Origin of the sequence: Streptomyces sp. 7-21, assembly GCF_016741785.1 — a bacterium.
GTDB lineage: Bacteria > Actinomycetota > Actinomycetes > Streptomycetales > Streptomycetaceae > Streptomyces.
Genome location: NZ_JAERRL010000004.1, coordinates 149,550 through 161,364, shown reverse-complemented (window position 1 = coordinate 161,364; position 11,815 = coordinate 149,550). Strand labels below are relative to the sequence as shown.

At 75.8% G+C, this 11,815-nt stretch carries 10 protein-coding genes; 7 read left to right on the top strand and 3 right to left on the bottom strand.

The window, feature by feature from the left end; all coding sequences use genetic code 11:
• Positions 1-170: 170 nt before the first annotated feature.
• Positions 171-518, bottom strand: a complete 348-nt coding sequence (locus tag JK356_RS06450) for an MGMT family protein (RefSeq protein ID WP_201866571.1) — start codon at positions 516-518, stop codon at positions 171-173.
• A 146-nt stretch (positions 519-664) separates the two neighbouring features.
• Here JK356_RS06450 and JK356_RS06445 point away from each other — a divergent pair, with 146 nt between their 5' ends.
• The 4 genes from JK356_RS06445 to JK356_RS06430 all read left to right on the top strand — a co-directional run bounded on the left by JK356_RS06445 (position 665) and on the right by JK356_RS06430 (position 5,424).
• Positions 665-3,364 (top strand): flippase-like domain-containing protein, encoded by a 2,700-nt coding sequence (locus JK356_RS06445; protein ID WP_374100616.1) that lies wholly within the window; start codon positions 665-667, stop codon positions 3,362-3,364.
• 91 nt (positions 3,365-3,455) lie between these two features.
• Positions 3,456-3,854: a molybdopterin-binding protein gene (locus JK356_RS06440; protein WP_201866570.1), complete on the top strand. Its 399-nt coding sequence runs from the start codon at positions 3,456-3,458 to the stop codon at positions 3,852-3,854.
• Positions 3,851-4,624 carry a molybdate ABC transporter substrate-binding protein gene (modA, locus tag JK356_RS06435; RefSeq protein WP_201866569.1) on the top strand — a complete coding sequence of 258 codons (774 nt, stop codon included), beginning with the start codon at positions 3,851-3,853 and terminating at the stop codon, positions 4,622-4,624. The genes JK356_RS06440 and modA overlap by 4 nt, the downstream gene beginning before the upstream one ends.
• Positions 4,621-5,424 (top strand): ABC transporter permease, encoded by an 804-nt coding sequence (locus JK356_RS06430; RefSeq protein ID WP_374100615.1) that lies wholly within the window; start codon positions 4,621-4,623, stop codon positions 5,422-5,424. Before modA ends, JK356_RS06430 begins: the two co-directional genes overlap by 4 nt.
• Positions 5,425-5,642: 218 nt before the next feature.
• On the opposite strand, the gene JK356_RS06425 is transcribed toward JK356_RS06430, so the two are convergent.
• Positions 5,643-6,248, bottom strand: a complete 606-nt coding sequence (locus JK356_RS06425) for a response regulator transcription factor (RefSeq protein WP_201866568.1) — start codon at positions 6,246-6,248, stop codon at positions 5,643-5,645.
• Positions 6,245-7,477: a histidine kinase gene (locus JK356_RS21725; RefSeq protein WP_307815428.1), complete on the bottom strand. Its 1,233-nt coding sequence runs from the start codon at positions 7,475-7,477 to the stop codon at positions 6,245-6,247. Before JK356_RS21725 ends, JK356_RS06425 begins: the two co-directional genes overlap by 4 nt.
• Positions 7,478-7,747: 270 nt before the next feature.
• Between JK356_RS21725 and JK356_RS06415 the strand changes: the two genes are divergently transcribed.
• The 3 genes from JK356_RS06415 to JK356_RS06405 all read left to right on the top strand — a co-directional run bounded on the left by JK356_RS06415 (position 7,748) and on the right by JK356_RS06405 (position 11,802).
• The gene (locus tag JK356_RS06415) at positions 7,748-9,346 is read left to right on the top strand and encodes an alpha/beta hydrolase (RefSeq protein ID WP_201866566.1); all 1,599 of its coding nucleotides are present in this window, start codon (positions 7,748-7,750) and stop codon (positions 9,344-9,346) included.
• Positions 9,347-9,365: 19 nt separating this feature from the next.
• Complete coding sequence (locus tag JK356_RS06410) at positions 9,366-10,052, top strand: O-methyltransferase (protein WP_201866565.1); 687 nt, start codon at positions 9,366-9,368, stop codon at positions 10,050-10,052.
• A 118-nt stretch (positions 10,053-10,170) separates the two neighbouring features.
• A complete protein-coding gene (locus tag JK356_RS06405; RefSeq protein ID WP_201866564.1) occupies positions 10,171-11,802 on the top strand; it encodes an alpha/beta hydrolase in 1,632 nt (543 codons plus the stop codon).
• Positions 11,803-11,815: the final 13 nt, after the last annotated feature.

Here is an 11,815-nt window from a genome sequence, read left to right as displayed (position 1 = left end):
GGACCAGGCGGGTCAGGGCCTGTCGTCCGGGGCTGCGCCGGCCGGCGGCCGCACGCGCCGGCACGACGACAGGCACTGGTGGTGCAGACGCTACGCCAGCCGGCGGCTGGGCCACAGCGCCGCGGCGGAAGCCGGTGCCGGTGAGGGGCGGCGCCGCGCCGCTGGCCGGGTCACCGCGTGACGCCGTCCCAGCGGGCGCGCCGCATGTCCAGGCGCGGGGTGCCGCCGGGCGTGCCGGGGTCGCGCAGCGGGGTCCCCTCGGCGCGGTAGTGCGCCAGGGCATCGCCTTCGCGGCCGGGCAGCAGCCGTCCGTCGGCGCGGACCACGCGCCACCACGGCACGGCCCCGCCGTACAGCGCCATCACCCGGCCGACCTGCCGCGGGCCGCCCTCGCCGAGCAGCCGCGCCAGGTCACCGTAGGTGGCGACACGGCCGGGCGGGACGCGCTCGGCGGCGCTGAGTACCCGGTCGGCGTAGTCCGGCAGCCGGTGTGCGGTGGGGCGCGGCATGGGGCCCATGGTGCCGCACGTCACCCCCGTCCGGGTGGCCCCCGCCGGACGGGGGCCGGTCCCTCGTGTCACTATCGTCCCTACGGGGGCCGTCAGGCGTGCTGGTCGGCGATTCCGTACGGGGGGGCGTTCGGGGAAGAGCGAGGACGCGGCCAGTGATACGGGGCGACGAGGAACGGGCGCGGCGACCGGCCGAGTGGTCAGCGGGCGAGGAGCCCGGACCGCCGTCCGGCGCGGAGCCGCGCCATGATACGGCGCACGGTACAGCGCACGGCACGGCGCACGACCCGCTGGAGGTGGACGAGCCGCTGCTCGCCGCCCGGGTCCACCGGCCGTCGGATCTGCTGCGGGTGCTGCTCGGCCTGATGGGCATCGCCCTGGTCATCGGGCTGGCGACGTTCGCGATCGGCACGACCGAGGGCATCGAGCGGGACGTCGACAAGGGGGCCGACCAGGCGCCCTCGCTGCTGATCAACTTCGCGGGCTTCGCCTCCAGCATCGCGGTGCTCGTGGTCCCGGTCGCGTTCGCCATCGAGCGGCTGGTGAAGCGGGACGGGCTGCGCATCGCCGACGGCGTGCTGGCGGCGGTGCTGGCGCACGGGGTGTCGCTGACGTTCAGCCTGTGGGTGACGCAGATGTCACCCGATTCGGTGGAGAACGCTCTGACCCGCGAGGCCCAGGGCGGTGGCTGGACCGACCCGGTGCACGGCTACCTGGGCCCGGTGATCGCGTACGTGACGGCCGTCGGCATGGCGCACCGGCCGCGCTGGCGGCTCGCGGTCTGGTCGGTGCTGCTGCTCGACGCGACGGCCGTGCTGGTGGCCGGGTACTCCACGCCGTTCTCCCTGGTGGTGACGGCGCTCATCGGCTGGACCGTGGCGTACGCCACGCTGTACGCCGTCGGCACGCCGAACGTCCGGCCCACCGGGCAGCAGATGCTCGCCGGGCTGCGGCAGGCCGGGTTCCGGCCGGTGGCGGCGCTGCGGGCCGAGGAACGGGAGGACCCGGACCAGGACAGCGACCGAGCCGAGCCGGTGCGGCGCTACCTGGTGACGCAGGAGTCGGGGCCGCCGCTGGACGTGACGGTGGTGGACCGCGAACAGCAGGCGAAGGGCTTCTTCTACCGGGCGTGGCGGCGCCTGGCGCTGCGCGGCATCACCCAGCGCCGCAGCCTGCCGACGCTGCGGCAGGTGCTGGAGCAGGAGGCGCTGCTGGCGTTCGCCACCACGGCGGCGGGGGCGCGCACCCCGAAGCTGGTCGCGACGTGCGAGCTGGGCCCGGACGCGGTGATGCTCGCCTACGAGCACGTCGGCGGCCGGGACCTGAACACGCTGCCCGATGACGAGATCACCGACGAGCTGATGGAGTCGGCGTGGCGGCAGGTCCAGGCGCTCCAGTCGCGGCGGATCGCGCACCGGCGCCTGGACGGCGGCTCGCTGCTGGTCGACCGGGACGGCCAGGTCTACCTGACGCAGGTGCGCGGCGGCGAGATCGCCGCCGGTGACCTGCTGCTGCGCATGGACGTGGCGCAGCTGCTGACGACGTTCGGCCTGCGGGTGGGCGCGGAGCGGGCGGTGGCGGCGGCGGTGGCCGTGCTGGGGCCGGACGCGGTGGCGCACAGCCTGCCGCTGCTCCAGCCGATCACGCTCAGCCGCGACACCCGGGCCACGCTGCGGCAGCTGGCGCGCGAGCGCGCCCAGCGGGAGCGCCAGGCGGTGCTGGACGCCACCCGCGCCTACCGCGAGGCGCGCGGCAGCGTGCCGGTGACCGGCGACCGCAAGGCGGACCGGAAGGCGCTCAAAGCCGCCAAGCAGGCCGAGAAGCAGGTGATGGAGGAGGCGCTGGAGCAGGCCAAGGAGCCCGACCTGCTGTCGGAGATCCGGCAGGAGGTGCTGCGGATCCGGCCGCAGGCGCCGATAGAGCCCGCCCGGGTGGAGCGGATCAGGCCGCGCACGCTGGTCAGCATCATCGCGGCGGCGTTCGCGGCGTACTTCCTGTCGACGCAGTTCGTGGACATCCGCTTCGACCAGGTCAGCGGCGCCAACTGGTGGTGGGTCGGCGCGGCGGCCAGCTTCTCCGCCCTGACGTACTTCGCGGCGGCGCTGAGCCTGCTCGGCTTCGTGCCGGAGAAGGTGGCGTACCTGCGGACGGTCTCGGCGCAGGTCGCCGGGTCGTTCGTCAAGCTGGTCGCGCCGGCCGCGATCGGGGGCGTCGCGCTGAACGCGCGGTACCTCCAGCGGCAGGGCCTGCGCCCGGGGCACGCGGTAGCGAGCGTCGGCGCGTCCCAGCTGTTCGGGCTCGGGGCGCACGTCGCGCTGCTGCTGCTGTTCGGCTACCTGACGGGCACGGAGCACACGCCGACGCTCTCCCCGTCCCGCACGGTGATCGCCGGGGTGCTGACGGTGGCGGTGGCCGCGCTGATCGTCACGGCGGTGCCGGCGCTGCGCAAGATGCTGTCGGAGCGGGTGCGGAGCCTGTTCGCGGGCGTGGTGCCGCGGATGCTCGACGTGGTGCAGCGGCCGAGGAAGCTGCTGAGCGGCATCGGCGGGATGCTGCTGATGACGCTGGCGTTCGTGCTGTGCCTGGACTCCTCGCTGCGGGCGTTCGGCGCGGAGGTGTCCCTGCCGACCGTGGCCGTCGTCTATCTGGCGGGGAACGCACTGGGGTCGGCGGCCCCGACGCCCGGCGGCATCGGCGCGGTCGAGCTCGCGCTGAGCGGCACGCTGGCCGCGTTCGGCGTGCCCACGGAGGCGGCGCTGCCCGCCGTGCTGCTGTTCCGGCTGATGACGTTCTGGCTGCCGGTGCTGCCGGGGTGGCTGGCGTTCACGCAGCTCACCCGCCGCGAGCAGATCTGACACGGCCCGGCACGCTGCTGCCTCGCAGCTGCCAGCCCACAGCGCGGTACAGGATTGCGGCTGCGAGCCCGCGGCCCGTAGTGTGCCGCGCATGCGGTCGTACAGCATGGGCCGGGCCGCCCGGCTGCTCGGCGTCAGCGCCGACACGGTCAGGCGCTGGGCCGACGCCGGGCGCCTGCCGACGCGGCGGGACGGGACGGGCAGGCGGCTCGTGGACGGGGCGGACCTGGCGGCGTTCGCGGTGAGCCTCGCCGCCGAGGGCTCCGGCGGCGGACAGGAGACCCCGTACACCTCGGCCCGCAACGCCTTCCCCGGCATCATCACCGCCGTCCGGCTGGGCGACGTGGCCGCGCAGGTCGAGATCCAGGCCGGTCCGCACCGGCTGGTGTCGCTGCTCACGCGGGAGGCCGTCGAGGAGCTGGGCCTGGCCGTCGGCATGGAGGCCGTGGCCCGGGTGAAGGCCACCAGCGTGCACGTGGACGTGCCGTGAGGGCCCGCCGCCCGCTGGCGTGGCTGCTGCTGGCCCTGGCCGCACCGCTGGCCGCGGCCTGCGGCGGCCCGGGTGACCCCCGCGGCCCCGACGGCAGCGGCGGCGGCACCACGCTGACGGTGCTGGCGGCGTCCTCGCTCACGGACGTCTTCGAGGAGGCCGGCGCGGCCTATGAGGAGGCACGCGGAGACGTGACGGTCACCTTCTCGTTCGCGGGCTCCCAGGAGCTGGCCGCCCAGGTCCGGCAGGGCGTGCCGGCGGACGTGCTGGTGACCGCCGACACCGCGACGATGGAGAGCGTGTCCGGCTTCACCGGCGAGCCGGTGGTCATCGCCCGCAACGAGCTGGTCATCGTCACCCCGCCCGGCAATCCGGCGGGCGTCTCCTCGCTCGCCGACCTGGCCGGCCCCGGCCTGCGGCTGGTGCTGGCCGCCCCCGAGGTGCCCGCCGGGCGGTACGGGGCCCAGGCGCTGCGCCGGCAGGGCGTCGAGGCGCGGCCCGACTCGCTGGAGCCGAGCGTCCGGGCCGTGCTGAGCAAGGTCCGCCTCGGCGAGGCCGACGCCGGCCTGGTGTATGCCACGGACGCGGCGGCGGCCGGCGACGACGTGACGGCCGTGGCGGTCCCCGCGGCGGACAACGTCACGGCCGCCTATCCGGCTGCCCCGCTCGACACCGCCCAGGACCCGGCGGCGGCACGCGACTTCACCCGCTGGCTGACCGGTGACGAGGCACGGCGCCTGCTGCGCGACGCGGGATTCCTGCTGCCGTGACGCGCCCTAGCCGCACCGCCCGGCCCCCGCTGCTCCTCGGCCTGCCCGCGCTGCTGGCGGTCGCGTTCCTGCTGGTGCCGCTGCTGGGCGTGGTGACGGACACGCCGTGGTCCACGCTGCGCGCGCGGCTCGGCGACCCGGCGGTGACCGAGGCGCTGCGGCTGTCGCTGCTGGTCTCCGGCTGGGCGCTGCTGCTGTCGCTGCTGCTGGGCGTGCCGCTGGCGTGGCTGCTGGCGCGCGCGGAGTTCCGCGGCAAGGCGCTGGTGCGGTGCCTGGTGCTGCTGCCGATGGTGCTGCCGCCGACGGTCGCCGGGGTGGCGCTGCTGCGGGGGTTCGGCCGGCGCGGGCTGCTGGGCGGGCCGCTCGACGCGCTCGGCATCGGGCTGCCGTTCACCACCGGCGGCGCGGTCGCGGCGGCGGTCTTCGTGGCGATGCCGTTCCTGGTGCTGAGCCTGGAGGGGGCGCTGACCGGCCTCGACCCGCAGTACGAGGAGGCGGCGGCCACGATGGGCGCCGGGGCACTGACGACGCTGCGGCTGGTGACGCTGCCGCTGGTGCGGCCCTCGCTGGCGGCGGGCGCGGCGCTGTGCTGGGCACGGGCGCTGGGCGAGTTCGGCGCGACGATCACGTTCGCGGGGAACCTGCCCGGCGCCACGCAGACGCTGCCGCTGAAGGTCTACCTGCTGCTCCAGGAGGACCCGGCCGGCGCCACGGCCGTGTCGCTGCTGCTGCTCGCGGTGGCCGCCGCCGTGCTGCTCGCGCTGCGGGGCCGCTGGCTCCCGGCCGGGCGGCGATCTTGACGAGGTCCGGCGGGGCTGCTGTCACCGCGCCGGTGCCGATGCCGCCCCCGGAGCACCGGGGCGGGGCCGCTCGGTACCGGGCCGCCGAGGCGGCCGCCGGTGGGCGCGCCACCCCGCCTGGTACCACAAACCTGCTCGCCCACCCACAGGTCGTCCTTGGAGACGGGCGACGGCAGCGCAGCTGGGCGGAAGGGCTCCTTTGGCGCGGTGCCCCCGGCTTACAGCCAGCCGCGGGAGCGGGCGATCCGCACGGCGGAGTGACGGTTGCCGGCGCCCAGCTTCGCCATCGCCGAGGACAGGTAGTTGCGCACCGTCCCCTGGGTGAGCGACACCCGCCGGGCGATCTCGGCCACCGGCGCGCCGTCCGCCGCCTGCTCCAGGACCTCGGCCTCCCGCGCCGTCAGCGGCGAGTCCCCGGCCGCGATGGCGTCGGCGGCCAGCTCCGGGTCCACGTAGCGCCCGCCGCCGTGGACCGTGCGGATGATCTCCGCCAGCCGCTGCGCCGACACGGTCTTCGGCACGAACCCCCGCACGCCCACGGCCAGCGCCTGCTTCAGCGTGCCGGGGCGCCCGTGGCTGGTGACGATCAGGCAGGCGCACCCGGGTACCTCGGTCCGCAGCGCGTCCGCCACCGCGATGCCGTCCGGCGCGGGCATCTGGAGGTCGAGCACCGCCACGTCGGGGCGGTGCGCCCGCGCCATGGCCAGCGCCTCGTCTCCCGACCCCGCTTCGGCCACTACCCGCAGATCGTCCTCGAGGCCGAGCAGCGCGGCGAGCGCCCCCCGGATGAGGTGCTCGTCGTCGGCCAGCAGCAGCCTGATCACCGTGTCTCCTGTCTGTCGTTCCCACTGCCGCCGTCTGTGCCCAGCGGCACGTCGGCGACCAGGCGGAACCGGCCGCCGGGCCGCCGCTCGGCCGTCAGCACGCCGCCCTGCGCGGCCAGGCGCTCACGCAGCCCGGCGAGCCCGGAACCGCTTGGCTCCCGGGCCGCCCCCGGGCGCTGCGGCACGCCGTCGTTCTCCATGATCAGCGCGGCCGCGCCGTTGGTCCGCAGCTCGATGCGGCAGACCCGGGCGTCCGCGTGGCGCAGCACGTTGGTGGTGCCCTCCCGGACCACCCACGCCAGCGCCGACTGCACGGGCGCCGGCAGGTCGGCGGCGGTGGCGTCGTCCACCCGGCAGTCGACGCCCGCCGCCCGCATCACGGACCGGGCGCCGGCCAGTTCCGCCCGCAGGTCCGCCTCCCGGTAGCCGCGCACCACCGCCCGGATCTCCCGCTGCGACTCCTGGGCCACGCGCTGGACCTCGGCCATCTGGTCGGCCGCCTCGGGCCGGCCGCGGCGGGCGAGCTGGACGGCCAGCTCGCTCTTGAGCGCGATGACGGACAGGTTGCGGCCGAGCACGTCGTGCAGGTCGCGGCTGAAGCGCAGCCGCTCCTCGGCCACGGACAGCCGGGCCTGCGCCTCCCGCGCCTCCTCAAGCTGGTCGACCAGCCGCACCCCCCAGGCCGAGGCCCGGAAGCTCACCGAGATGACCGCCACCCCCACGACGGCGCCCAGGACCGTCGTCCACGTCTGCCGCCCGGGCGTGCCCGTCAGCGGCAGCGCGACGAGCACGGCGACGCACACGGCCGTGATCAGGGCCGCCGCCCGCCGCTGCGGGAGCAGGAGCGCCACCGGCCCGCTGAAGCACATCAGCACCCAGATCAGCAGCAGGCCCACCACCGCCGGCTTGGAGTAGTCCGCCGCGTTCAGCCCCAGCGCGAGCCCGGCGATCAGCACGGTCACGGCGGTGTGCACGGCGGGCAGCACCGCCGAGCCCTGCCCGCCGAGGAACGGCGCCGCGCGCACCATCGTGAAATGCAGGGTGCTGTGCCCGAGCAGCAGCAGGATCATGGCCACGCGCGCCGCGACGGGCACGGGCCCGGTGCCGCCGGTCAGCCACTGGACGACCAGCAGCAGTTCGAAGACCGCGAAGACCTGGAGGCTGACGACGGTGTACTGGCGCCACCGCTCGGGCCCGCTCCTGCCCCGCGTGCGCGGAAACGGCCTCACCCGTTCACTTCCTCTCAGCTGCTCAGCGCCCGGTTCCCGGCGGCCTCTCCGCCCGGCGGCGCCTCCATGGTGCCGCCTGTGCCGGGCGGGAGGCCGGGGGCCGCGGCCGCCACGGCCCAGCCTCCCGTCTGGCCGGACCTCGCGGTGGTGTCTGCTGTCACCGGTTCCCGTGACAGATGTCATCCCCGGTGTTCTCCGGCCCCGGCCGGGCGGTCACCCGGTTGCGTGGGTCCGGGTGCGGGGCCCGCGGCGGCCGGTGAGGGTGAGGGCATGCGAGGGCGACGTGCGTGGGGCCTGATCGCCGCCGGGACGCTGCTGGCGCCCGCGGCCGTGGCGTGTACCGGCGGTGGCCCGGCGGCGCTCGCCGCGGACAGCACCGACACCAAGGACCTGCCGTCGTCCCTGACCGGCCAGCGGCTCGACTGGGAGCCATGCGGCCCGCCGGAGCCGGAGCAGGGCAGCCAGGGCAGCGACGCCGCCGTCTCCCCGCCGCCGGGCGGCGGGCGCTGGGAATGCGCCACCATGACGGCGCCCGTGGACTACGCCGACCCCGAGGGCGACACCCTCGGCATCGCGCTGGTCCGTGCCCGCGCCAAGGGCGGCGAGCGCATCGGCTCGCTCGTGTTCAACTTCGGCGGGCCCGGCGGCTCCGGCGTCGCCACGCTCCCCGCGTTCGGCCAGGACTACGCGGCGCTGCGCGAGCGGTACGACCTGGTCAGCTTCGATCCGCGGGGAGTCGGCGCCAGCGAGGGCGTGGTCTGCCTGGACGACCAGGAGCTGGACACCTATTTCGCCGCCGACGCGGTGCCGGAGACGGCGCGCCAGCGCGAGAGCCTCACCGGGCGGCTGCGCGGCTTCGCCGACGCCTGCGAGGACGGCGCGGGCGGCCTGCTGCCGCACCTGACGACCGAGAACACCGCCCGCGACCTGGACCTGCTGCGTGAGGTGCTCGGCGACGACAAGCTGCACTACTTCGGCATCTCCTACGGCACCCAGCTCGGCGGCGTGTACGCACACCTCTTCCCCCGGCGCCTCGGTCGTGCCGTCTTCGACGCCGTCGTCGACCCGACGCTCGGCACCGAGCAGTCGGCGCTCGGGCAGGCCCGGGGCTTCCAGCGGGCGCTGGGCAACTACCTCGACGAGTGCACCTCTTCTGATGCCTGCCCGCTCGGCGATACCCCGAAGGAGGCGGAGCGGCGGCTGGGTGAGCTGCTCGACCGGCTCGACGACCGCCCGATGCCCACCCAGGATCCGGACGGCCGCCGGCTCACCCAGTCCCTGGCGTGGAACGGCATCGCCCAGGCGCTGTACTCGCGCGACTTCTGGCCGTACCTCACGCAAGGGCTCGACGACGCCCTGACCGAGGGGCATCCGGACGGCACCGTACTGCTCGGCCTCGGCGACGCCATGAACGGCCGCAACCCGGACGGCAGCTACACCACGCTCCAGTCCTCGCTCGCCGCGATCGGCTGCGCGGACTCCCGGCAGCGGTTCACGGTCGACGACGTCCGCGACCGGCTCGACCGTTTCCGCGAGGTCTCCCCCGTCTTCGGCCCGGGGCTCGCCTGGTCGCTGCTGACCTGCACGTACTGGCCCGTCCGGGGAGACGAGCGCCACCCCGAGGTCTCGGCCGAGGGCGCCCCGCCGATCCTGCTGATCGGCACCACGGGCGACCCGGCGACGCCGTACGAGGGCACCCGGCGCATGAAGGAGGCGCTCGGCGAGGACGTGGGGGTGGAGCTGACGTACGAGGGCGAGGGCCACGGCGCCTACAACGGCGGCGACGGCTGCGTGCGCGAGGCCGCCGATGCCTACCTGCTGCGCGGGGAGGTGCCCGAGGACGGGACCACCTGCCCGGCGCGGGAGTGACGAGTGACACTGGGGAGCTATGAACGACACCCCCGGCGCCGGCGTGTGGCGCGATGTCGACCGCTACTTCACCGACCACCTGCTGCCCCCCGATCCGGTCCTCGACACGGCCCTGCGCACCAGCGAGGAGGCCGGGCTGCCGCCCATCAGCGTCTCGCCCAGCCAGGGCAAGCTGCTGCACCTCCTGGTGCGCGCCCGCCGCGCCCGCTCGGTGCTGGAGATCGGCACGCTCGGCGGCTACAGCACCATCTGGCTCGCCCGCGCGCTGCCGCCGGACGGGCTTCTGGTCACCCTGGAGGCGGAGGAACGCCACGCCGAGGTCGCCCGGGCGAACCTCGCCCGGGCCGACCTGGACGAGATCGTGCAGGTCCGTACCGGCCCGGCGCTCGATACCCTGCCCGTGCTCGCCGGGGAAGGCGCGGCGGCAGGGGTGCCGTACGACGTCGTCTTCATCGACGCTGACAAGCCGAACAACCCGGAGTACCTGGGGTGGGCGCTCCGGCTCACCCGGCCGGGCTCGCTGATCGTGGTGGACAACGTCGTGCGCGGCGGCGCCGTCCTCGACCCCGGCGGCGGCCCGAGCGTCGCCGGGACCCGCCGCATGACCGAACTCATCGCCGCCGAACCGCGCCTGAGCGCCACGACGGTCCAGACCGTGGGCGTCAAGGGCTACGACGGCTTCCTCCTGGCCGAAGTCACCGGCTGAGCGGAACAGCCAGCCGCCCGTCTCCTCGGAGTCGTGACGCAGCGGGTAGCCTCCCGGTGAGGTTGACGGAGCCACAACAACAGCCATCACACGGCGGCCATCGCACAAGGGGGGGCGGATGCGCAGGGGAGCGCGCGCCGCGGCGGCGGGGCTCGCACTGGTGCTGAGCGCCGGAGCGTGCTCCGGCGGCGGCGACGAGGCAGGGCCGATCAGCGGCGTGCACCGGGAGAACGCGCCCTCCCCCGACGGCGCCCCGGGCGACGACGCGGAGCGGCTGCCCGTGCTCCCTGAGCGGTTCACTTCACAGTCGGTCGACTGGGGCCCCTGCGGGGCGCCCACCGCGGCGCAGGGCGGCGGCGAGGCACCGGCGCCACTGCCGGACGGCACGCCCTGGGAGTGCGGCACGCTGACCGTGCCGCTCGACTACGGCGACCCGGACGGCGAGACGCTCAGCATCGCCCTGATCCGGGCACGCGCGGCCTCCGGCGGCAACCGGCTCGGCTCGCTCGTGTTCAACTTCGGCGGGCCCGGCGGCTCCGGCGTCGCCACGCTGCCGCGCCTGAGCGACGCCTACGCCGCCCTGCACGACGGCTACGACCTGGTGAGCTTCGACCCGCGCGGCGTCGGCGAGAGCGCGGGCGTGGTCTGCCTGAGCGACGCCGAGATCGACGCGCTCGGCCAGCACGACGCCGGGCCGCCGCGCACCCCGGCCGAGGAGCGCGCCGTCCTGGACCGCGCCCGCGCCTACGCCGCGGCCTGCCAGCGCAACGCGGGCGACCTGCTGCCGCACCTGACGACCGAGAACACCGCCCGCGACCTGGACCTGCTGCGCGCCGCGCTGGGCGAGCGGCAGCTGAACTACGCGGGCACCTCCTACGGCACCAAGCTCGGCGCCGTCTACGCCCACCTGTTCCCCGAGCGCGTCGGCCGGACCGTGCTGGACGCGGTGGTCGACCCCACCAGCGACGTCATCGAGCGCGGGCTGCGGCAGGCCGAGGGCTTCCAGCTCGCGCTCGACAGCTTCCTGGACGACTGTGCCCGCTTCGCCTCCTGCCCCGTGCCCGGAGACGGCGCGGGGCCGGAGGCGAACCGCTGGCTTGAGGAGCTCTTCGGCGAGCTGGCGCGCAGCCCGCTGCCCACGGCCGACGGCCGTTCCCTGACCGGCGGCCTCGCGGTGACGGGCGTGCTCTCGCTGCTGTACTCCGAAGGCTCCTGGGACTACCTGCGGCGCGCGCTCGCGCAGGCCGCCGAGGAGGGCGCCGGCGACCTGCTGCTGGCGGCGGCGGACAGCTACCACGGCCGCGACGACCAGGGCCGGTACAGCACCCTGCACGCCGCCAACACCGCCATCAACTGCGCCGACTTCGCCTCCCGGCCGACGCTGGAGACGGTCCGCGCCCGCGAGGACGACTTCGCCGCCGCCTCACCCGTCTTCGGGCCGACGCTGGCGTGGTCCCTGCTGTCCTGCGCCGGCTGGCCCGTGACCGGCACCAGCGACCAGCCAGAGGTCAGCGCCGAGGGCGCGGGCGAGGGCGAGATCCTGCTGCTGGGCACGACCGGCGACCCGGCCACGCCGTTCGCCGGAGCGGAACGGATGCAGCGGGCGCTCGGCGGGGACGTCGGTGTGCTGCTGACCTACGAGGGCGAGGGCCACGGCGCCTACACGTCGGGCGACCCCTGCGTGACGCGGGCCGTCGACGCCCATCTGCTGGCGGGCACGACACCGGAGGACGGGACGGTCTGCCGCTGAGCGGCGCCGCCCC